This window comes from Thalassoglobus sp. (genome assembly GCF_048270125.1).
In the GTDB taxonomy this organism is placed as follows: domain Bacteria; phylum Planctomycetota; class Planctomycetia; order Planctomycetales; family Planctomycetaceae; genus Thalassoglobus.
Genome location: NZ_JBLWTN010000005.1, coordinates 1 through 22450, shown reverse-complemented (window position 1 = coordinate 22450; position 22450 = coordinate 1). Strand labels below are relative to the sequence as shown.

The 22450-nt window shown below is 51.1% G+C and carries 15 protein-coding genes; 8 read left to right on the top strand and 7 right to left on the bottom strand.

Annotation, left to right across the window (positions count from 1 at the left end; all coding sequences use genetic code 11):
• Nucleotides 1-1041 carry a threonine aldolase family protein gene (locus ACN0YR_RS07870; protein WP_417848656.1) on the top strand — a complete coding sequence of 347 codons (1041 nt, stop codon included), beginning with the start codon at nt 1-3 and terminating at the stop codon, nt 1039-1041.
• A 91-nt stretch (nt 1042-1132) separates the two neighbouring features.
• On the opposite strand, the gene ACN0YR_RS07865 is transcribed toward ACN0YR_RS07870, so the two are convergent.
• Nucleotides 1133-1456, bottom strand: coding sequence for a hypothetical protein (locus ACN0YR_RS07865; protein WP_145204812.1), 324 nt, complete (start codon nt 1454-1456; stop codon nt 1133-1135).
• A 586-nt stretch (nt 1457-2042) separates the two neighbouring features.
• Here ACN0YR_RS07865 and ACN0YR_RS07860 point away from each other — a divergent pair.
• Nucleotides 2043-3494 carry a DUF1501 domain-containing protein gene (locus tag ACN0YR_RS07860; RefSeq protein WP_417848655.1) on the top strand — a complete coding sequence of 484 codons (1452 nt, stop codon included), beginning with the start codon at nt 2043-2045 and terminating at the stop codon, nt 3492-3494.
• A gap of 486 nt (nt 3495-3980) precedes the next feature.
• Nucleotides 3981-5294 carry a xylose isomerase gene (xylA, locus tag ACN0YR_RS07855; protein ID WP_417848654.1) on the top strand — a complete coding sequence of 438 codons (1314 nt, stop codon included), beginning with the start codon at nt 3981-3983 and terminating at the stop codon, nt 5292-5294.
• Between the two features lie 194 nt (nt 5295-5488).
• Here xylA and ACN0YR_RS07850 read toward each other — a convergent pair whose 3' ends face one another.
• A complete protein-coding gene (locus ACN0YR_RS07850; protein ID WP_417848653.1) occupies nt 5489-8044 on the bottom strand; it encodes a tetratricopeptide repeat protein in 2556 nt (851 codons plus the stop codon).
• A gap of 14 nt (nt 8045-8058) precedes the next feature.
• Nucleotides 8059-11562 carry an efflux RND transporter permease subunit gene (locus tag ACN0YR_RS07845; protein WP_417848652.1) on the bottom strand — a complete coding sequence of 1168 codons (3504 nt, stop codon included), beginning with the start codon at nt 11560-11562 and terminating at the stop codon, nt 8059-8061.
• Between the two features lie 135 nt (nt 11563-11697).
• Between ACN0YR_RS07845 and ACN0YR_RS07840 the strand changes: the two genes are divergently transcribed.
• Nucleotides 11698-11964, top strand: a complete 267-nt coding sequence (locus ACN0YR_RS07840; protein ID WP_417848651.1) for a hypothetical protein — start codon at nt 11698-11700, stop codon at nt 11962-11964.
• A gap of 3 nt (nt 11965-11967) precedes the next feature.
• Here ACN0YR_RS07840 and ACN0YR_RS07835 read toward each other — a convergent pair whose 3' ends face one another.
• A complete protein-coding gene (locus tag ACN0YR_RS07835; RefSeq protein ID WP_417848650.1) occupies nt 11968-13536 on the bottom strand; it encodes a sulfatase family protein in 1569 nt (522 codons plus the stop codon).
• Nucleotides 13537-14071: 535 nt separating this feature from the next.
• On the opposite strand from ACN0YR_RS07835, the gene ACN0YR_RS07830 reads away from it, so the two are divergent.
• From ACN0YR_RS07830 to ACN0YR_RS07815, 4 genes are all read left to right on the top strand, one after another.
• Nucleotides 14072-14563, top strand: coding sequence for an HPP family protein (locus ACN0YR_RS07830; protein ID WP_417848649.1), 492 nt, complete (start codon nt 14072-14074; stop codon nt 14561-14563).
• 364 nt (nt 14564-14927) lie between these two features.
• Entirely contained in the window at nt 14928-16406 is a 1479-nt protein-coding gene (locus ACN0YR_RS07825; RefSeq protein ID WP_417848648.1) for a HEAT repeat domain-containing protein, read from the top strand.
• A gap of 389 nt (nt 16407-16795) precedes the next feature.
• Nucleotides 16796-17386, top strand: a complete 591-nt coding sequence (locus ACN0YR_RS07820; RefSeq protein WP_417848647.1) for a sigma-70 family RNA polymerase sigma factor — start codon at nt 16796-16798, stop codon at nt 17384-17386.
• Between the two features lie 267 nt (nt 17387-17653).
• Nucleotides 17654-18565, top strand: a complete 912-nt coding sequence (locus ACN0YR_RS07815; protein ID WP_417848646.1) for an isoaspartyl peptidase/L-asparaginase family protein — start codon at nt 17654-17656, stop codon at nt 18563-18565.
• 140 nt (nt 18566-18705) lie between these two features.
• On the opposite strand, the gene ACN0YR_RS07810 is transcribed toward ACN0YR_RS07815, so the two are convergent.
• From ACN0YR_RS07810 to ettA, 3 genes are all read right to left on the bottom strand, one after another.
• Nucleotides 18706-18948 carry a hypothetical protein gene (locus tag ACN0YR_RS07810; RefSeq protein WP_417848645.1) on the bottom strand — a complete coding sequence of 81 codons (243 nt, stop codon included), beginning with the start codon at nt 18946-18948 and terminating at the stop codon, nt 18706-18708.
• A gap of 512 nt (nt 18949-19460) precedes the next feature.
• Entirely contained in the window at nt 19461-20240 is a 780-nt protein-coding gene (locus ACN0YR_RS07805; RefSeq protein ID WP_417848644.1) for a heme-dependent oxidative N-demethylase subunit alpha family protein, read from the bottom strand.
• A 42-nt stretch (nt 20241-20282) separates the two neighbouring features.
• Nucleotides 20283-21956 (bottom strand): energy-dependent translational throttle protein EttA, encoded by a 1674-nt coding sequence (gene ettA / locus ACN0YR_RS07800; protein WP_417848643.1) that lies wholly within the window; start codon nt 21954-21956, stop codon nt 20283-20285.
• Nucleotides 21957-22450: the final 494 nt, after the last annotated feature.

The following is a 22450-nucleotide window of genomic DNA, read 5'->3' as shown; positions in this document are numbered from 1 at the left end:
ATGCTCGTTGAACTTCGCAGCGACACGTTTACGAAACCAACTCTCGCAATGCGGGAAGCGATGATGTCCGCTGAAGTCGGCGACGACATGGTTGGTGAAGACCCCACTGTCAACCGGCTTGAAGCCCATGTTGCAGAGATGTTCGGTAAGGAAGCTGCCGTTTACGCCTGCTCTGCGACACAAACGAACCAAATGGCGATCTGGGCCAATTGTGAACGCGGAGACGAATTACTGATCGAGACGACTGGGCATATCGGCATCTACGAAAGTGGCGCACCTGCCGTCCTCAGTGGAGTCACCACACGATGCATTCCGGGAGAATGCGGTCGGCTTGATGTGGAGCATCTGCAAGGAGAGATTCGCAGAGGCGACGACCACTACGCAACGACAACTCTGCTTTGCCTGGAGAACTCCACAAACATCGCCGGAGGACGAACCTATTCTCTGTCGCAGCTGGAACGGGTTTGCAACTGGGCACACACGAACGAATTGCGAACTCATCTCGACGGGGCAAGAATTTTTAATGCCTGTGCGGTGCGAGGCTATCCTGTTGCAGATGTTGCGAAGCAGTTCGACACCGTTTCCGTCTGCTTTTCTAAAGGTCTCGGCTGCCCGATGGGAGCAATTTTAGTTGGAGATCAGAAAACGATCGCTCGCGCACGCCGTGCAAGAAAACTGATGGGAGGAGCGTTGCGGCAAGCTGGAATCCTCGCAGCATCGGGACTCTACGCTCTGGAGAATCATGTAGACCGACTGGTTGAAGATCACCAAAACGCAAAACGCCTGGCAGCGGGACTCGCTGAGATTCCCAATGTGAACATCGATCTCGACGCGGTTGAAACGAACCTCGTCTACTTTGAAGTGAATCCTGAATGGGGAACTGCAGCGGATCTGGAAAAACGAGCCGCTGAAAATGGAGTCAAACTCTTCTCCGTAGGAGGCTCACAGCGACTCCGCGCTTGCACACATCTCGACATCAACGAAGAGCACGTCGATCGCGCAATCCAGGTCTTTCGAGAATGTTTAGAATCAGTCAGGTAACCTGAAGCTGGTTCCTGAATCACTCAGGGAATGACACGTGCAATGCACCCTGCATTGGTGCCAGACTCACCTGTTCAGAATGAGTCCGCAGTCACACGCTGACATCGATGCCGATGACCTGAAAAAGAATGAAGAGCGCCAGCAGTGCGACAAAGAAAGCAGATGCTCCCAATACAAAACTACCCACGGAAATCCCTGAGATGAGCGAAATCAAAACCGCTCCGCCAACCAGGCTGAAGAGAGAAAACCGGGCAATCGACTGATCGCGTTGAGAGTTATCTTCAATGACAGACTGCAACTCTGGAAAGCTCAGCGCGCTCTCGCCGCCAACTGTTGCCTGCTGATCGTGACCACACTCCGAACATTTTTTTGCTGAGGTCGGAATCGGAGCAGCACAATGTTGACATGCACGCATGATTCATCCTGATTGAATTCGCACCCGGGGAACTCTGCCATCTTTCTCAAATGGACTACTCAATCAACTTCTCCGCAGTCATGAAGATAACTTTTATGACTTCATAGACTGCTCGTCGCAGGGCAGGGCGTGAAGTCTACCGTGGAGTTTGATCTAGAAATTGTATCGTCTTGCAAACTCCTCGCACAACCGGATAAATCCATCACGCCCCAAGAGAAACCCTCACAAACAGAATGTGCATGCTCTCGATATAAGTCCTCAAAATGCACCAGTTGATTACAATGTTTACACGCATCGTTTGCACACATCTCCGGTGCTACCATCGCCTTACGACTGAGGCACGACCAGACAATCGAGCAATTCATACCGAGGGAAAGAGGGCTCCAAGTTCAGCTTGGACCACTATCATGCGAATGCAACCACAAGCGGACAAACTCACCAGACGCTGCGATGCTCTTTTCAGCCCTTCCTTTCGAGCCTACACTTAAGGAGGTCGACTTCTTCTCATGAAGCGACACACCATGCCGATTCTCGTTGTTTCAGGATCTGCATCCCACCGCGTCCTCACTACGACGGATGACACGCCATGCACCCCGCTGAAAAGCATTTTCAACAGCTGACTCGACGTCATTTCTTTGGACAAACTGGTCTCGGACTGGGAACGGCAGCTCTGGCTTCGCTAATGCCCAACACATCAGTGGAAGCGTCCGGCAATCCTGGACTTCCAGAAATTCCGCACTTTGCCCCGAAGGCAAAGCGAGCGATCTACCTCTTCGCGGCGGGGGCTCCCAGTCAAATCGACATGTTCGACTACAAACCGAAGTTGAATGAACTTTTCGACACTGACTTACCGGAATCGGTTCGTAATGGCCAACGCCTGACAACGATGACCTCTGGCCAAACGCGATTTCCGATTGCTCCTTCGAAATACAAGTTTCAACAGTACGGTGAAAACGGAACCTGGCTCAGCGAACTGATTCCGCACACAGCGAAGATGGTCGACGACATCGCGATTGTGAGATCTGTTCACACCGAAGCGATCAATCACGACCCGGCAATCACATACATTTGCACCGGGAATCAATTACCGGGACGAGCCAGTCTGGGAGCCTGGCTCAGTTACGGACTCGGTTCTATTAACGAAGACCTCCCATCATTTGTGGTGATGACACCTTCCTGGTCGGGACGTCAACAGGCTCAGGCACTTTACAATCGACTCTGGGGATCAGGGTTCCTGCCAAGTCGATATCAAGGTGTCGCACTTCGCTCTGGAGGAGATCCCGTTTTGTTCCTCTCAAACCCTCCGGGAGTGAGCATGGAGTTGCGCCGACGGATGCTGGATCGACTTGAGCAGTTCAACGAACGGACATATGAACAGATCGGTGATCCTGAAACTCGCACGCGCATCGAACAGGCTGAGATGGCTTTCCGCATGCAATCTTCAGTTCCCGAACTCATCGATACATCTGGAGAAACGAAAGCGACGCTCGAAAGGTATGGAGATGCCGTCTCGAAGCCAGGTTCGTTTGCAGCCAGCTGTTTACTCGCTCGAAGAATGGCTGAGCGAAATGTTCGGTTTGTACAAATCTTCCATCGTGGTTGGGATCAACATGGCAATATCAGTGGAGACTTACCGAAACAATGCGGTGATGTTGACCAACCTGCCTGGGCACTGATTCAAGACCTCAAAGAGCGAGGCATGCTCGATGATACGCTCGTGGTCTTCGGCGGCGAATTCGGACGTACAGTTTACTCCCAAGGTAAGCTGACTCGCGAGAACTACGGACGCGACCATCATCCCCGCTGCTTCTCTGTCTGGATGGCTGGCGGTGGAATTAAAGGTGGCGTTGTACATGGTGAAACCGACGACTTCAGCTACAACATCACCAAAGACCCTGTCCATATTCACGACTTGAACGCCACGATCCTGCACACTCTCGGGATCGATCATCGCCGTCTCAGCTACAGACACCAAGGCCTCAACGTCCGCCTCACCGGAGTCGAAGAACAACACCCGGTCAAAGAAATTCTGGCGTAAACAACTTCGAACAAGCAGTTCGTTCGATTAAGGCTTTGTTGAAATTTCGAATTCAACAAAATTCGCAGCTGGTGCTGAATTGCTTGGACAGGATGAGCAACTGCCGCAAGATGATGACGTCCTGACTCCTCTCAGGAATGCAATCGTCATCCTTGCAATGTGGATCAATGCCACAGCAACGACGAGTAATGCACAGATTGTCTGCCAGTCGATCATGAAATCGCACCTCAGAGTTTGAGAGAACTACTCCTATTTTCCCATGCCAGATGGATGAAGGCAACCTCGAATATCAGGTTTGCCCTGTACAAACGAGTCAGTTCTCATTGCTGGGTGTTAAAATGTCCCCCCTCTCTCTCTGAGAGACTCGTTCTTCATCGCTGAGAAACGACTTGCTTTTTTCTCATTTCAGGTTCGGCTAGACTCCATCTCTTCACAGATCCGTATCGTCAATTCAAGAATTGCATTCTTTCGAGCGAGATTCCTCCGATGGCCGAGTACTTCCCAGACGTTCCTGAAATCAAATTTGAAGGCCCTGGCAGCAAGAATCCGCTGGCCTATAAGCACTACAATCCAGAAGAGGTCATCGAAGGCCAAACGATGCGGGACTTACTCCGCTTCAGCGTCTGCTATTGGCACACATTTCGTGGAACAGGAAGCGATCCCTTCGGAGCTCCAACCCTGAGCCGGCCCTGGGACGACGGGACCGATTCAGTTGAGAATGCACTCAAACGGGTTGATGTCGCATTTGAGTTTATTTCGAAGCTGGGAGCTCCCTACTACTGTTTCCACGATCGCGATGTTTCCCCCGAAGGTTCAAGTCTCAAAGAATCGAACAAGATCTTTGACACCATCGCCAGCAAGCTGAAAGAGAAGCAGGCAGAGACCGGGATTCAACTTCTCTGGGGGACAGCCAACCTCTTCAGCCATCCTCGATATCTACACGGAGCAGCGACAAGTTGTAATGCAGATGTCTACGCTTACGCAGCTGCTCAGGTGAAGAAGGCAATCGAAGTCACACACTCTCTGGGTGGTGAAAACTACGTCTTCTGGGGTGGCCGAGAAGGTTACATGAACCTGTACAACACAGACATGAATCGCGAACTTGATCACCTTGCCAAGTTCATGCACATGGCTCACGATCACGCGAAGTCAATCGGCTTTGATGGACAGTTCCTCTTCGAACCAAAGCCGAAGGAGCCGACCAAGCATCAATACGACTTCGACGCTGCCGCCTGCCTGAACTTCATCGGACGCAACGGACTCGACGGGATCGTGAAGCTGAACATCGAGACAAACCACGCGACATTGGCGGGACATACGATGATGCACGAACTCGAGTATGCTCGGATTCATGATGCACTCGGGTCAATCGACGCCAACACAGGCGATCTTCTGCTTGGATGGGATACCGATCAATTCCCGACCGACATTTACATGACCACTCAAATCATGATGGTCCTGCTTGAGCAAGGTGGGCTCGGTTCTGGTGGAACAAACTTTGACGCCAAAGTTCGGCGTGAAAGTTTCGATCCGATTGACTTGTTCTACGCACACATCGGCGGCATGGACACATTCGCACGTGGAGCGAAAATCGCGGCGGCGATTCGAGCTGATGGTGTTCTGAACGACTTCGTCAAAGACCGCTATTCCAGTTTCAACGAAGGCATCGGAGCCAAAGTGGAATCCGGGACAGCGACCTTCGCTGACCTCGAAGCCTACATGCTCGAAAAAGGTGAAGCAGCCCCCAATACTTCCGGTCGACAGGAATGGATCGAAAACCTGATTAACGAATACCTGTAGCACCACAGTTGAAGACTGTTACTTCGGTGGTCCGTGGCTCCGTTTTCAGGAATGAAAGTCCCTGCAAGAAATTAATGGAGGCGACGGTAGAGCAGTTTGCTCTACCGTTTGCCTTTCCGATTGCCCATGTCGAACGCGCACCCCAGTTCGAGAACGGCTTCAAAGAACTTCTTCGGTGCTGGATCTCACGAAAGCTACTGAGATTTCAACTCTTCAAGAAATCGATCGAACTCTTCCCGCAGCGTTGGAGTTCCCAGTTGAGGATAAAGAGTTTTCGTCACACCGAGTAATTTCAACGCCTGTTCTTTTTCGCCGACACGTACGTCAATTTTTGCAATCTCTAAACGAGCTTCAACCCAATCTGCCTCGCCCGGTTTATGTAACTGTTCGATGCGCTTCCACCAGTCGCGTGCTTCCAGTAAGTCTTCCGCCTTTCCTCGCTTGAGGAGGACCGCGATCACTTTCCGGAGAAGTCGTTCGTTCCGCGGAGTGCTTTCGATCAGCTTCGCGTAGATTTCGGCAGCCTCTTTCAAATTCCCTATCGCAATGAACGCTTCGGCGTGGCTGTCGTCGAGCATGCGTTGCTGCTGCGGAGTCAGTTCGCTTCTCGATTGCTCCAGTCGATTGATGGCTTCCAGTTGTAAATGTCCCATCTCCACTTGACGCAGCGGATCAATTTTCGAGGTCATTTCAGTCAGACCAAGAAGAATCCCCAACATGGTCGATGGATCTGTTTGCTCCAACTGCAGCATGATCTTGCGAGCATCGCCTAATCGTTGTTGACCAGCCAGAGAAACGATTCTCAGTTGCGAAGTGGCACGTTGTATTTGAGTCCACAAAGGATCAAGCTTTGCATTTCGCAGGGCTGCTTCTCGCTGTTGAGCTTCGACGGTTTGCTCGATTCGTTTCAGCCAATGATCGGCGACACTGTACCAACGATCGCGGTGTTGAAGCAGCAATTGTGCGATTCGCAATGCCGTTTGGCACTGCTCCATCGAGTCCAGTACGTTGTGGTTCGGGAGGTGGTCCTCGATTCGTACGATTTCTTCGAGTAGCTGATCTTCCCAAACTTCGACAGGACCGTTGAGCTCTTTAAGTCGAGTCAGAATTTTCTCATAGAGAATGACAATCCGTAAGGTTGCGGTGTCGTAGCGAGGATGATCGGCCGGAATTTCCCGGTACAAATCGATCGCGTCGGTCCATTGCAAACGTTGCTCGTTGTGAACTGCGAGCATCCATGTTGCTTCAATTGCTGAAGGGGTATTGGGAAACTGAACTCGCTGCTTAGAAAGAGCTGCCTCATAAGCAATTCGCGTTTCCTGCAAAGGTCGCTGCAGATAAATTCTGCCCAGCACATAACACTTCATCAAGCCTGCATCTTGTGACTTTTGAGCATCAGGAAAATTGGTAACGATGTCTTCAAATGTTTTTGCGGCAGCGGGCCAGTCTTCTTGCTGAATTTGAATTGAGCCGACGGTGAACGCATAGTCAATGGCGTTGTCCGACTTCCCTTGTCGATGAGCCAGCGCAGCTGCGTTTTGGAAAAATTGAATCGCCTGCTTGAGGTCGCCGTTGTGGTAATTCCATTGTGCTTGACGAACGAGAGTCGCCAGTTCATCGCCGAGATTGAGATTCTGCTGAACTTGACTCAGCTTGGCGTAGGTCAGCTTTTGCCATTTACCACGTGTCCGTTGATGATGGCTTTCAGCTTCTGCGAGGAGCTCTTTCTGAAAATCTGCCTGGCCCTTCTCGCCCGCAATTTTCCAGGCTTTCAACAATCCTTCGACAGCGACAGATCGAACTTCATCCCCCAACGGATGCCCGCTTTGAATTTGATCCGTGATCATCCGAAGGCCGTCGTCGAGCTTACCTTGATCGTATTGACTGCGAACCTGTTCAGCCAAAATTTCATCCTGCATTGAATACTCAGCTGCGTTCCGAGCAAGAGAGCGAAGCAACGAATCTGCGCGAGAATAATCTCCACGATCCCGAGCGAGTGTTGCGAGAAACTTGCGGGCTTTGAAGGTCCACTTCGACTCGGGGCGATTTTTGGAGAGGGCATCAAACTCATCAGCAACATCGAGAAAGAGGCCAGTTCGATCAGGTCCAGGCGGTGCTGTCTGAGCCAAAAAGAATTTGGAACGGACGAGGTAGAACTCCAGCTGTTGCCTTAAATCGACTCTTTCCGCTTGGGTGAGTGCCCCATCTGCGAGGTCACTTGGGCTGGGTTTCTCAGGGGCTTTATCAAATTCAACCAGAACGTTCCCGATCTTTTGAATCGCTTTGGAGAATTCGTCACGAGTTGCCGTCGCCAACTTCTGGTTGACCGGGTTGATCTGGAGTTCCCAAGCGAGTTCATCTCCGAACCGGGCAGGGAGCAGTGCTTGCTCTGCCTGAATTTCCAGGAGGCGAGGATTGTTTTTGTGACTCTCAGAGAACTGCTTTAACAACCGTTCTGCTTCGTTCCAAAGTTCATCCCGTTGCTCAGGTGACGAAACCCCTCCGTGAGCGGTGAGTGTTCGCACCAGTTCAATGGTGACAATCGCACGCTCATCAGGGAGAAGCAGATCGGTGCTTAAACGACTGACAGCGTAATCTTCTGCGATTAAATAGAGACCCCGATCTCGCAACCCCTGAAAGTATCGATTCTGAAGATCGTCACCCCAGCCGAGTTGAGCGACGCAAAGCACGACGATCCCCACCAATGGAAGACTCGTTCGATGTGCCAGGCGTGCTCCCTCACTCTTCATTTTGAATTTCACCTTCAACTTTGGGTGGCGAGTTGCTTTTGTGTTTGACGTTCGACAGGCTGTTCTGAACGTCCCAAGACCCAGTTCCAACTTTTCTTCAAGTCGACTGCCAAGCTAAAACCGACGGGGATCAGAATGAGTGTGAACACCGTTGAAATGATGAGCCCACCCAACACGACACTCCCCAATCCACGATAGAGCTCACTTCCGGCTCCTGCTTGAAGTGCCCACGATCCATCCAGTGTGCGGGCTGGGAGCGGAAGCACCAAAGGCAACATTCCTAAAACGGTTGTCGATGTACTCATGAAGATCGGACGAATACGTGTACGAACGCTTTCTACGATCGCATCGCGGTCGTTCATGCCATCTTCTCGCATGTAATTCAGAGATTGATGCACAATGAGAATCGCATTGTTGACCACGGTTCCGATCAAAATCACAAACCCGAGCATCGTCAACATATCGAGAGATTGCGGAATAAAGAGATTCAGCAACGCCAGTCCCGCAAACCCTCCCACGAGTGCCAGCAGCACGCTGGTCATAATGACGACGGGGTACAGAAAAGATTCAAACAACGCTGCCATCAACAAATAAGTGATAATCAGAGCGAGCAGTAAATTTCCTTGCATCGCTCGTCGGGTTTCACTCAGCTCGTCGGATGTCCCAGCCAATTTAATTTGATATTGCCCACCTGCCATCAGTGGTGATTCGAGAAGTGGCTGTCGAATTTCCCGGTCAACTTTCTCAATGGCGGTTTCCAACGGCATCGTCAGCGAAGGTTTAATTTGAATACCAATCGAACGCTGTCGTTCATCATGCTTGAAACTTTCCGGCCCGCCGATTGAAGAAATTTCTGCGACCGCTCCCACGTTCACCAATTTCCCGGTCGGGGTACTCAGCGGTAAGTTCTTGAGGTCTTGAGTTTGCCTCGAAAATTCATCGGCACCGTAAATCACGAGATCAATCTTACGAGAGTTGTGCCAGTAATCACCCGCGTAAGCTCCGTCGACAAGTGCATTGATCGCGTAACCAAGATCAGCGGTGGTAATTTGTGAATCTGCGGCAGCTTCGCGTCTGGCTCGAATCAGCAGCTCAGGATTTGTCGATTCCAAATTCTGCATCGGCTGTGCCTGATGTCCCTGATCAGGTGGAAAGACTGCATTTCCCTGATACTGTCCAATCCCCATCGTCCGCTGAAAGACATCTTGCCCGATTTGATTCAGCCGAGACATATCCGGCCCGGAAATCTCGACATCAATTCCCCGCCCGCCGCTGAGGCCTCCTGAGAAGAGTCCCGACTGTGCAACAATCGCAAACATCCCCGGAACTTTGCCTGCAGTTCGCTGCATCACGGGAACCATGTCACCGGCCTGCAATTCTTCTCTCGCAGAAGCCCCCATGAACAGATTTGACCCACGAGCCACAAAGAAGAAATTCTTCATGAGCGGACCATCCAGCGCCTTTGCTTCGGCTGAACCTGGCTCTGCTTCCCAATAAGGTGAAAGCTCCGATTCGATTCCTTTTCCGATATCGATCATATGATCGAGGTTGTATCCCGGAGGAGGCAGGAGAATTGCAAAAACAAGATTTCGATTCCCTTCCGGTAAGTATTCTGTTTTCGGCATGAGAATCCATGCCCCGAACAACGTGACCGAAATAAACAGAGCCACAATCCCCAGCCGCACGATCAGATTCCCCGGCATGGTGAGAATCCGGTTCATCAGGTTGGCAAAGCAATCAACGAGCCATGCAAAGAAACCTTTCGGTTTCTTGGGCGCATCCTTGGGAGATGGATGAGAGATCTTTTTCAGGATTCGCTGCGAGGCAGCCGGTATGACAGTGACCGAAACAATGAGTGAAAGCCCGACGGCACAACTAATCGCAATCGCAATATCACGAAACAGCTGCCCCGCCTGCCCGTCGACAAAGACGACCGGGACGAACACCGCGAGTGTCGTTAACGTAGAGGCCAGCACGGCTCCCCAAACTTCTTTCGCACCACGAATCGCAGCGACATGTGGAGTTTCGCCCAGTTGATAGTGCCGGTAAATGTTTTCCAACACAACGATCGCGTTATCAACCACCATCCCCACCGCAAACGCCATCCCAGCTAAACTGATGACGTTAATACTTCGCCCAAAGCCACGAATAAAAAGAAACGATGCTATGATACTGATCGGAATGGAGAGCCCGACGATGATCACGCTGCGCGGGCTGCGCAGAAAGATCAGCAACACGAGCACAGCGAGCGTTCCACCGACATAAATGTTTTGAGAAACTAAATCGGTCGCAGCGTAGATGTAGTCCGTCTGGTCATAGACCTGCTCAATATAAACTCCCTGTTGAGCCAGCACGCCCAGGTTGAGTTCCGCAATCGCAATTCGCAAACAGTCTCCATGTACCTTGCGAGCTTCTGCCAGGTCGAGTTCTGAAATCGTCCCGTCACCATCAATATCGAGCTCGGCTTCCGGAGGGCCCATAATTTCAAGAACATTCGTTCCGGGAGCTTGCTCGCAATTGATCGCTAACCCCGAGACCCCTTTCTGCCGCACGATTCCATCAGGTTTCTTATAGTCGATTCCGACGGTAGCGACGTCTTTCACATACACCGGGGAATTACCGCGAATCGCGATAATGGTGTTGGCAACTTTCTCTGGTGTGTCAAACTGACCGATTGTACGAACAACGTGTCGATGCTTTCCTTCCCACAGGTCACCCGCAGACGTGTTCTTGTTTTCACCACTCAAACCACGACGAAGGTCAGCGATCGTGAGTTGATAAGCTGCCAGCTTAGTCGGTTCGACAACTATCCGAAATTCCTGTTCGCGGCCTCCGACAATGTTCGAATTCGAAATTCCCGGGACACGTTCGAATCGAGCTTCGATAAAATCTTCCGCGAACTTTCTCATCTTCGTGGGGTCAGGTCGTCCATCGAGAAGTTTTTGGACGTCCGGCTCGGTACGAGCCATTTTATGCAAAACGCTCAAGTCCGCTTCGCGCGTCCCCTCCGCGAAGACTTTCAGCTTCTCCGCCAGATGTGGGTGTTTCACGACAAACTGTTGAACATCTTCTTGAGTTGGCGGGATCGGCTTGAGAATGATCCAGGCAATAAAGTTTCCCCCTTGCTCACCTTCCGTGATCGTCGGCTCAGAGGCATCTTCAGGATACTCGGGAACCTGATTCAGTTTGTCGCTGACTTTTGCTCGTGCAGATGCGAGATCAAACCCGACAGGAAATTCGAGAGTAATTGTGCCGACGGAATCCTTGCTTTCGCTTTTGAATTCGACGAGCCCCTCGACTCCTTTAAGTTGTTCTTCCTGCTCATCGATGATTTGCCGCTCGACCTCTTGCGCACTGGCCCCCGGCCAAGCTGTCGTGACGGTGATCGCAGGTTTGGCAACATCAGGAGTCAGCTGCACAGGAGTTGCGAGAAACGCAAGCGTGCCGAACATAATCGCGAGGATCACCCCGACAGCCACCTTGACGGGATTCTCACAAGAAAACTCAATGGGGTTCATACCCGGAAAACCTTTAGCTCGGGATATTTATGGGCTGAAGAGGGATCGCTCTACGGCCTCATTGCACAATGTGATACTGGAGGTTCTTCTTAACGTACACTCTTCAAACAAGATACGAATCGCCTCGAAAACTTCGTGGATCATCCAAGTTTGAAAGAATGCTCCCTGAGTCCGCCTCATTGTCTCGACATCGCAGGCCGGCGTAAAGAGCATCCGGAGCAAATCCAACATTGGCCTTTACGTTCTACTTCCAGCTACTTCCTGGTGAGCAAAACGCGAAACAGCATGATTGCCGACACGGTACATCATCGCCGTGATTTGGAATTGGCCCTGGCTGTCGGGGGCAATTCCGACAACGAAGCCCCCGAATTTCGGCCAATCTCACTCCTGAAGCTCGTTTGAGCTTCACGGTTTTCGCGTCCGGCCATCTTCGATGATCTTCGCGAGTTGCTTTTGAAGGAGCTGTGCAACTTCCGGAAATTTTTCAGAAACGTCATTCGCTTCTTCGGGGTCTTTGTCGAGCTGGAAGAGTTGGTACTGTGGAACCGGAGTGTTTGCGAGTTCGACCTCGACGTTGACGTTTCTGGCTCGCTTACGATCCGAGCGGTGCAGCTTCCAGTTGCCGACACGGAGTCCGTACGTTCCACTCGCTCCATTGTCCTGCTGAACAAGATGGTCTCGGCCGCCCGCATATGGCTTTCCAAGCAAAGCATCGAGCACATTGAAGCTGTCCAGACAAGCATCTTCGGGAATTGTTTGTCCCGCCAAGGCTCCCAAACTTGCAGCCAGGTCGATTGTACAAACGAGTGCATCACTCACACCCGGATTGATGTGACCTTTCCAGCGGGTGATAAACGGCGTACGAGTTCCCCCTTCATAGACACTATACTTCCCACCGCTGAACGGACCACCTGCCCGGTGCTTGCCATTTTTCTCGATAGCATCATCTTTGTAGCCATCATCAAGAACCGGCCCGTTGTCCGAACAGAGTACAACGAGAGTCTTCTCCTCGAGGTCGTGCTCCTTCAGCGTTTTCATTAACTCGCCAACGCACCAGTCAAACTCGACGATCGCATCGCCACGAAAACCGAGTTTCGTTTTCCCTTGAAATCGTTCGTGTGGAATGCGTGGCACATGAATATCGTGCGACGAGAAGAACAGGAAGAACGGCTTCTCTTTATTCTTCGCGATGAACTCGTTCGACTTCTCGATCCACTTGTCCGCCAGATCTTCATCACGAAAGCGAGCGGCATGACCACCGGTATAAAATCCAATTCGGCTAATCCCGTTGTGAATCGTCGAGTTGTGCCCATGTGACCAGTCCATTTTCAAAGTGTCACGATGAGTAATCCCGGTCGGGTGATCCGGACTCGGCTTCTTTGTCCCGACCCACAGTGGATCAGCAGGGTCAAGATTCGGCACACGATGGTCGTGCACATAAACCTGAGGGACACGATCATTGGTCGTCGGCAACAAAAAGCAGGTGTCGAACCCAATTTCAAGCGGTCCCGGTTTCAGGTCTCCATTCCAATCCGGTCCCTCGTCCCCACCCAATCCGAGATGCCACTTTCCAATCACAGCGGTTGCATATCCGCCTCGCTGTAAGATGGACGCAATCGTCTCAGTACCGGGCTTAATGATTGCCGGAGAATTCGGCGGAGCGATCCCGGTTCGCTTCCCCCGAAAGGCGTAGGTTCCGGTCAGAAATGAATACCGGGTCGGCGTACATGTTGACGCGGAACAGTACCCACTCGTGAATCGCATCCCCTCAGCGGCAAGCTGGTCGATATGCGGAGTCGTCAGCTCCGTTGCTCCATTACAGGAAACGTCCCCATACCCCAAATCATCCGCCATGATGACGATTATATTCGGACGCTGAGGCTGCTCGGCTGCAAGGGGAGCCGTGCCTGCAACATGAAGAATGACTGTGGATACAATCAGGAAAATCTGTGTCTTCACAAGGAAGTGATACATAGTCTCTCTCATATTTTCTGAGCGCACGCTGCGCTGTCGACTCATTTGTGCTCCACCTCAGCCGAGGTGTGCGCCAGGAAACACCAAGAGACCACAGATGAAAACCTGCAGAACGGTCCTTTGGCGACAAGAAACGAATCCCCTCTAAAAAACTGAAACAGCGTTTGTCATCATACCGATCTCGGAACTCTTGTTCACGCTTTAAAGCATCTCCAATCTTGGTTTTTAGCCTCCGCTTTGGGCGTTTGGTCTCCACTTCATGTGATTGAACGGTTCTCCAGTCATCTCACCTGCGCCGGAATAAACCGTCAGAAATCGACGCGACCTCGCAAATTTTGCCAATCGCCCCATTGTTAATACAGCTGATGAGCCGATCTCTTTCTAGGAACATTTTCAATGTTTGCCGGGTCTGTGAAAGTGTTCGAGACCATTTTCGAAAACGATGTACGCGTCCTGCCTCGTGCTGTACGGTATTCTCCCTGATGGAATCACGTTCTTCACGGGTACAGAATGCACTCGACCGCAGGAGAGCCCGATGCCTCAACTCTTCATTAAAAGTGTGATTGACACGCATATGGTCACCGTCCTGCCCGAGACGAAAATCGGGGAGGCGGAAAATCTCCTTTTGGATTCGAGAGTTTCCGAGGTTTATATTGTCAATGAGCAGAACGCCCTGGTTGGCGTCGTGCCGGATTACGATTTCCTCAAGTACCATTCTCTTCGCTTGTGTCGAAAGAAAGTTATCACCACGATCATGTCTCCAGTTTCGACGATGCTTTCGCTTCAGGACTCATTCGAAAAGGCATTAAACATCCTCTGTGAGAACATTCATCCTCGTGTTCCGGTGGTTGATCGGACTCAACTGATAGGGACGATCAGCCGGTTGGAGCTCATCTCTTTGCTGTTACAGAGTGAATACACCTGCGAGAACTCTTCAGCGACCGATCCCAATCAGCCGCATCCGCCACTTGCGGGACCGAAGTACCTCAAGACCGGCGAAATCGGCGGAAGACCCATTAACGATTGATCAACTTTCCCCTCCTATGAGGATTTTTTCGATAATTCAACCACAAGAGTTGAGAGTGTCCCGCCGATAAAACTGGTTAGTTAACACACACAAATTCCATCGTGTGCCATAGATACTTGGCGGTGGGGGGGGATTTCCACCGTTTCCCGGGTGTTTCTGCACCATAGAGGGGGCAAGGATGCGTCAGGTTTCGAAGATAGCGCTATTAATTGCGCCAGTAGTTCTTGCGGTTTCGGGGTGTGCCACCAAACCATCTTGGGTTGGTACAAAATCGGCTGCTTCACAAAATGAACAAGTTGCCGAAAATCGCTCTGAGCGATTACTCAAGGCGGCAAAACGATATGAGGAAAACGGAAAGCCTGAAGTGGCATTGCGTTTGTACCAGCATATCGCCGAGCAAGACCCACAGAACGTGGACGCTCAACAAAGAATCGTAGCACTCTCACAAAAATACGGTTCAAAATCGAATTCAATTGCCTCGTCAGAAAAACAGTCTGAGAGGAGTTCGCAGTATTCAAAAGCCGGTCGAAATAAATCTCCGGCAGATTTGATTGCTGAGCAAAAAAACAGCAAGCAACCGACATTGGCATCAAAGTCGACAACACGCCCCAAGCAGCCAGCTGAAGAAGTGTTGACGAAGAAAAGTCGCCAGTTGGAAGATCAGCTTCCACAGGACACCAGGAAGACAACTCCAATGTTCGAGGTGGCAGAACGTCCCGCTCCGGGAGCAACACCGAGTGCATTTGAATGGGCGAACGCTGCAACAACCAACCCTAAAGAGTCTGATCAAGTCGCTCTCGACAAACCTGTCATCTCGGAACAGAAAGTCCTGAAGAAAGTGGCCTTGGAGCCCGGAAAAGGGAAATCGTTCGGCGATGAGCTGCTTACCGCTCAGGACATCAAAGAGCGAAAATGGTGGAACGATGTGTTTGAAACCGGCTCCGCTGAGCCATCACAAACATCACGAGAAGCGGGCGGTAATCAAGCCTCTGTTGAAATCGCAGCCGCTGAAACGACTCGACAAGAACAAAGTTCAGAGCCAACTGTGACGGCTGTTAAGTCAGACGCTCCATCACTGGATCCAGTTTTCGAAGAACGAAAATCAAAATGGAAGGCAACTTCCGTTCAGCGACTGTGCGACGCCGATGCCTCTGACGAGCTGATTCAAGTCGTCTCGCTTCTCGACAGCAAACAGCCGACCGAAAGAATTGCCGGATTGATCGAACTTGGAGATCAGGGACTGTACGCTCGTGCCGCGTCTCCCGCAGTCCGAGCTTTGCTTCATGACACCGACCCTCTCGTTCGTGCTCATGCTGCCGGAACCGTCCATGACATCGAAGGTGCAAATGCCGATGTTGTCCGACATTTACAGAGCCTGCTTCAGGAAGAGGACGTAAACGTCCTGCGACTTTCCGCATATTTACTCGGACAAATGGGAAGCGAAGCAACACCTGCCGTGGCTGACCTGGAACGCCTACGTGACACGAAAGACTCACTCACGAGTCTCCACGCTGCGGAAGCACTCACACGGATTGTCCCAGAAACAATGGCCTCATACGAAGTCCTGCAGAAAGGACTCAATGACGAACAGCGTGAGAATCGATTGTTCTCCGCAGCATCGTTGGGATGTGTGAGACAACCAGGGGCTGAGTTTGCAGCCAAGGCATTGAAAGAGGCCTTGAAAAACGAAGATGCCGACGTGCGAGCCACAGTCGCCTTAAGTTTGGGCGGTCTTGGAACACATGCTGACATTGCATTGGGAGACCTGCAACACGTCTCCGAATTTGACACTCCAGAAGTTCGCGACGCTGCCCTGACTGCACTGGCATGCCTCGGCAAGTAAAGCAACGGGGTCAAATCGAAACCCATCAGCGGCGACACTCCATGAAGTGTCGCCGCTTTTTTTATCTCTCAGGTGTTTGGCAGAGGGTAAGAAGCGACCAGCATACAAAAGGACATTTTGAGCTCATCATGCCTCAATCCGGGTCACCTTTCGTGATATGCTGCATTAATCTTTCTGCCAGCCAGCACTGATTCGTGTTTTCACTCCGACAATTATCGGACATGGATCCAATTCCGTTCGGAATTCGTGTACAGTTGAAAGACATCGATCGAATGAAGATGATAGACCAAAGATATTCTCAGCTGGGCGCCAAGAATGATGATGTTGATCTATAAGCAGAGAATGTGAACGGGTATTCGAGTCATTCCGTAAAGTAGTTGGATACTTCGTTGAGTTTATTGTCTCGCGCACAATCACATGACCCGACAGCTTGGTCGACATTCGTGTCGCTCTACACTCCGCTCATCTACCACTGGGCTCGTAAACAAGGACTGACTCCCGAGGCATCTCAGCGAGTCGGTCAAGATGTTTTTCTGCATGTTTACCAGCGGATTCAATCCTTTCAGCCCACCGACTCGACCGACACGATTCACAGCTGGCTGGCTCGTCTGACTCACAAAAAAATCATGGACGACATTGAGCAACAGCAGCGGATTCAAAACCAAGAAAGAGATCAGCGAAACGCGGAAACCGAAACGCCTGAAGAGTCTGAGCTTGTCCTCCCTAGCATCGTCCACGAAGTTGATGCAGCGGTCGTTCAAAATGAAACGAAGCAACTTTACAACTCGGCATTAACCTTTTTCAAAGAGAGTCTCTCAGAATGGGAATGGAAAATCTTTTCCCGTGTCGAATTGGATCATCAACCGATTGAGAAGGTTGCGAGTGAATTCCAGCGGAACTGCGTCGAAGTGATCTCAATAAAATCACGCCTGCTACGAAAATTCCGGCAAGAGTACGCGAAGCTGTTTCAACTCGATTGAATACCTGAACCGCTCACACCTGCTTGAGTCTTGTTGAATTCGTCGATCTGCTGCACAATAGATCTTTCGAAGTGGTTTGCAGGATCTGCCCGAGACACAGGAGAGCAAACTGCACCAGGATCGGACAAATTCTCTTCAATCGCACCGGGTAGCCTGATGATGAAAATTTCCGCAGCGTTCGACAGTGCCATGATATTCTGGGGCATACTGTTTTCTCTCTGTCTGCTTCCTTCTGTCTCTTCGACAGTGCATGCAGAGGAAGTCAAAATGACCGACAAATTCGCTCTGGTCATTCATGGTGGCGCTGGAGGAATTCCTTCAAAGCAAGAGTGGATTGAGAATCGGGAGAAGGTCCTCAAGCAGGCCCTCGATCAAGGAACCGCAATGCTCAAGCGAGGAGAGAGCAGCCTTGATGTGGTCGAAACCGTTGTTCGCATTCTTGAGGATTCGCCTTATTTCAATGCAGGCAAAGGGGCGGTCTTCAATGCGGTTGAACAACACGAACTCGATGCATCGATCATGGATGGGCGAGATCGTTCGGGCGGAGCAGTCGGAGGCGTAAAAACTGTCCGAAACCCGATCTCTTTGGCTCGGCGAGTGATGACCGAGACTCCACACGTTCTGCTTGCGACCGACGGAGCAGAAAAGTTCGCGGATCAATTCAAAGACGACCCGAAAATCCAACGCGTCTCGAATGACTACTTCTCCACGGATCACCAGCGAGAGAGGCTCCACGAAACGCAAAAACAGGCAAAGCAGAAAGAGTCAGACAAAATGGGAACTGTCGGATGCGTCGCCCTGGATCGACATGGCAACATCGCAGCTGCAACCTCAACAGGGGGCCTTAATAATAAACAGTATGGTCGCATTGGAGACTCCCCCATCATCAGTGCCGGAACGTTCGCCGACAATGAAACATGCGGCGTCTCCTGTACAGGCATCGGTGAAGATTATATCCGAAACGCTGTCGCATACGATGTCTCCGCTCGCATGGCTTATCGGGGTGACTCACTCAAAAAAGCGGTCCAGGATATCTTGAACGGAAAGAAACATCAGGTCCGTGGTGGCATCATCGCGATTGACAAGGACGGAAACATCGTCACCGAATTCAATACCCGTGGAATGTCACGAGCCGCTGCAGACTCTTCTGGTCGAAGCGAAGTCCATATCGGAAAGTAGCTGCGGGAAGTGACTTCTTGCCGACAACACCACTCTCCAACAAAGACTTGAAGGAGTACAGCAAGTGGCGAAGTCCAAGTCATGTCGATCTTAGTTCCTGACGCTTCATCGCGGAGACTTCCAGACGGGACCAGCTCGCTTCAGTACTTGGATGCGAATGCCTGTTGCTTATTCCGTTCTCGTTTAGCTTCAGGGATATCTGCGAGTTTTTGAAACACGAAGCGAGTCTGACAGCGCTGGCATTCCAGCTCGGTTCCAAGCCGCTCTGCCTGCAAGAGAATTGCATCAATCAAACGATTTCCACATAGCCCTTTGCGGATTTCGATTCGTGTCCCGCACTGCGGACAAAACACAGGGAGTTGGCGTTCTCCACGAGTGATCACGGGCGGATGTTCAATAGGTGCAGGCGATAGAACCACCGACGCTGGCACTGCCGATACTGGTGCTGCTGTTAAGGACTCCGAGGAAGGCAACCTCGCGGATGAGTCGGGTTCATTGGAAATATTCAGAGGGGATGATGGAGATTTGGAATCAAGAAAGGACGCTGACATGAAATCACTCACTCGTGTAAGAACCAACTGCATTATTCAAGCGATACAGTCAGTTTCGGCGCAGGTGTGACAGCTAGCTGTCACACCTGTTTGCACGAGATAAGAACTCCGGCGAAATCGTAAATCTTTCAATCATCAAGCTGTCTGCAAGCTACCAGAAGCAAATTGGAAAACGTCTCTCAGACAGCTGCGGCGACCTCTGAAGAATCAGCACACGCGATCTGCCTCGTGGCGAACAGCACTTTTATTGATGAAACGCGTTCTTCACGGGCACACGGTAGAGCAAACTGCTCTAAAAAGTCACCAAAGCAAACTTCACAGGGACGACGACCATTGAAAATGGGCTATGTGCATTCGAGCCAGTTGACGAGTTCTGCCGCACAGTCGATCAGCCCTTTGTACTCAAGTTCGGCGTCGTTCATCTTGCGGATTGAGTTTGCCAGCGCGGGACGATCAATTTCATCCTCGTTAAGTAGAGACTCACTCAGCAAAAAAAGGCCGCCGAACTGTTCTGGAAAACCAACGGTGACTTGTCGTTCGACTTTCACATAGACGGTTGGCTTATTGACATCAAACGGCGTCTTGGGAATGTCGGGATGAAAGTTGAGCCGGTCGTCAAACACAACGCTCCATATAAATCTTTCAAATGGTCCGTGATGAACCATGGTCTCGACAAGCTGCGAACTGTTGTTGAGATTGATCCCCGGAATCGGTGTGTGCAGCGAGCGCAAGTGCTGACCAATTTTCTCCTCAGGCCGCCAACTGCTCGGCAAACAGACATGCCCGTAGGCCATCCAATCGTCCTCACCTTCAAGGGCGTGGATCACGACATCTTCCTGCATTTGTTCGACCACTTCTCCCAGTGAAGCTGCCGGATTGAGCGGAATCGGATATTCCTGCAAGAGGAACACCCGAACCGCTTCACGCAGATTATCGTTCAACCGCTGTTCGACTTCGAAAATTTGCGACTCTCTGGCCAGCTTTTTTTCGGTCAGGCAGCGTTGGAAGTGCGATGGTTCATAGCGAAAGATCTCTTCACGAGGAATTTTCCGCAATCGCGGGAGGACGCTATAACCATCCCGGTATGGGTGCGGAACATGTTCGTAGTTGAAGAGATCGCTCATACAAGTTGTGAGACTCGCTCAAACAATTAATGCTCGCAAAATTCAGCGTTTAATCGGACGGTATTTAATCCGATGAGGACGGTCCGCGTCTTCACCTAGACGTTCCCGCCGCTGAATTTCATACATTTTGTAGTTTCCTTCGAACCAATAGGCCTGGCTGTCTCCTTCGAAAGCGAGAATGTGCGTCGCGATGCGGTCGAGGAACCACCGATCGTGCGAGGTGACGACAGCACAACCGCCGAAGTTCATCAGACCTTCTTCGAGTGCGCGGAGGGTTTCAACGTCCAGATCGTTTGTCGGTTCATCGAGCAGCAACAGGTTTCCACCAGTTCTCAAGAGCTTGGCGAGGTGGACACGGTTTCGTTCTCCACCGGAAAGGTCGCCAACAAATTTTTGTTGCTCCGTCCCCTTGAAGTTAAATCGTCCGCAGTAAGCACGAGCGTGGATCTTGGTATTACCGACAAGAATTTGATCATGCCCCCCGGAAATTTCTTCGTAAACAGTCTTTTTGGGATCGAGAGCATCGCGCGATTGATCGACGTATGAAAGATCGACCGTTTCGCCGATCGTCAGCGTTCCGTTGGTCGGTTTTTCTTCCCCGACGATCATCTTGAACAACGTCGTCTTTCCCGCACCGTTCGGACCGATAACGCCAACAATACCACCAGGAGGTAATCGGAAATTCAAATTTTCGAACAGCAAACGATCCCCGTAAGCCTTGGAGAGCCCTTCCGCTTTAACGACCAGATCTCCAAGTGGCTTGCTGACAGGAATCTGAATCTGAGCTGCGCCGTCTCGTTCATCGAATTCCTGTGAGGCGAGTTCGTTGTATCGCTCAAGACGAGCTTTGTTTTTGGTCGCCCGCGCCTTGGGAGACATCTTGACCCACTCAAGTTCCTGCTTCAGTACACGCTGTCGGCGTTCTTCCTTCTTCTGTTCGACTGCCAAACGAGCCTGCTTTTGTTCCAGCCAGGCTGTGTAGTTCCCTTCGTAGGGATACCCATGACCACGGTCGAGTTCGAGAATCCAGCCGGCCACATTTTCAAGGAAGTAACGATCGTGTGTGATCGCGACAACAGTCCCTTTGAAGTCGTGAAGATAGCGTTCCAGCCAGGCGATGGACTCTGCGTCGAGGTGGTTTGTCGGTTCGTCCAGCAGTAGCATGTCCGGGCTTTGCAACAACAGCTGACACAGGGCCACCCGTCGCTTCTCTCCCCCGGAAAGGTGCTCGACTTTGGCATCGCCAGGTGGCAGGCGAAGTGCATCGGCTGCCATATCGACCATACGATCCAGTTCCCACAAATTGCCCGCATCAATCTGATCTTGCAATTTGCCTTGCTCTTCGAGCAATGCGGTCATCTCATCGTCGGTCATTTCTTCAGCGAACTTTTCGTTCACTTCGTTATACCGATCCAGAATGGCTTGCGACTCCGCTACACCCTCTGCGACACACTCATCAACTGTTTTTTCAGCGTCGAGGTGCGGCTCCTGTCGGAAATAGCCAATCTTGATTCCCTTGGCAGGGCGGACTTCACCCATGTAGTCCTTGTCTTCTCCTGCCATAATCCGCAGGAGCGTACTTTTCCCGGACCCGTTGTCTCCCAAGACACCGATTTTTGCACCGGGGAAAAAGGAGAGCCAGATATTCTCTAATACTGCTTTTTCATCGTAGATCCGGGTGAGACCTTCGATGGACATGATGTAATTTTGAGCCATGACAGTTGTCTTTGACAAAGATTCTTGTGTTGGTTGCGGGGGTCATACTGCGTATGGCCCCGTACTTCAAGTGTGAAGGGAGAGTCGAGTCATCAGCCTGGTTTGATGCGTCGCCACTCATTTCTCAATCCCTTGAAGAGAGGCCTGATTCAGGTTCTGATTCCATTATAGATTGAGTGACTTAGAACCGCTAACAATACCCCTGAGGTCGTTGTGCTTCACAGGGATCTCAAGTCCACGGCAGGTTTTGTTAGAGCTAGAGCAGTTTGCTCTACCGTGTGCCCATGAAGAACGTATTTCTCTAGGAAAAATGCTGTTCGCCACGAGGCAGATCCTGCATACCAATTCGAAAGATGCTCTAGAGCATCTTTCTTTTAGTTTTTCAGTAGATTTGAGGTGATTGGTGATTTAGTCTATTGGTTGTGTGGGGCTCGCTTTCAAGGAAGAATTTGATGGCGAAAGCATATTCAACGGACTTACGGGAGCGGGTGATC

Bases quoted from the DNA above. Each gene is read 5' to 3' on its own strand.
- ACN0YR_RS07805 (WP_417848644.1), bottom strand. From the start codon at position 20,240: ATGAGCGATCTCTTCAACTACGAACATGTTCCGCACCCATACCGGGAT.
- ACN0YR_RS07830 (WP_417848649.1), top strand. From the start codon at position 14,072: ATGCCTCAACTCTTCATTAAAAGTGTGATTGACACGCATATGGTCACC.
- xylA (WP_417848654.1), top strand. From the start codon at position 3,981: ATGGCCGAGTACTTCCCAGACGTTCCTGAAATCAAATTTGAAGGCCCT.
- ACN0YR_RS07850 (WP_417848653.1), bottom strand. From the start codon at position 8,044: ATGAAGAGTGAGGGAGCACGCCTGGCACATCGAACGAGTCTTCCATTG.
- ettA (WP_417848643.1), bottom strand. From the start codon at position 21,956: ATGGCTCAAAATTACATCATGTCCATCGAAGGTCTCACCCGGATCTAC.
- ACN0YR_RS07815 (WP_417848646.1), top strand. From the start codon at position 17,654: ATGACCGACAAATTCGCTCTGGTCATTCATGGTGGCGCTGGAGGAATT.
- ACN0YR_RS07870 (WP_417848656.1), top strand. From the start codon at position 1: ATGCTCGTTGAACTTCGCAGCGACACGTTTACGAAACCAACTCTCGCA.
- ACN0YR_RS07865 (WP_145204812.1), bottom strand. From the start codon at position 1,456: ATGCGTGCATGTCAACATTGTGCTGCTCCGATTCCGACCTCAGCAAAA.
- ACN0YR_RS07835 (WP_417848650.1), bottom strand. From the start codon at position 13,536: ATGTATCACTTCCTTGTGAAGACACAGATTTTCCTGATTGTATCCACA.
- ACN0YR_RS07860 (WP_417848655.1), top strand. From the start codon at position 2,043: ATGCACCCCGCTGAAAAGCATTTTCAACAGCTGACTCGACGTCATTTC.
- ACN0YR_RS07845 (WP_417848652.1), bottom strand. From the start codon at position 11,562: ATGAACCCCATTGAGTTTTCTTGTGAGAATCCCGTCAAGGTGGCTGTC.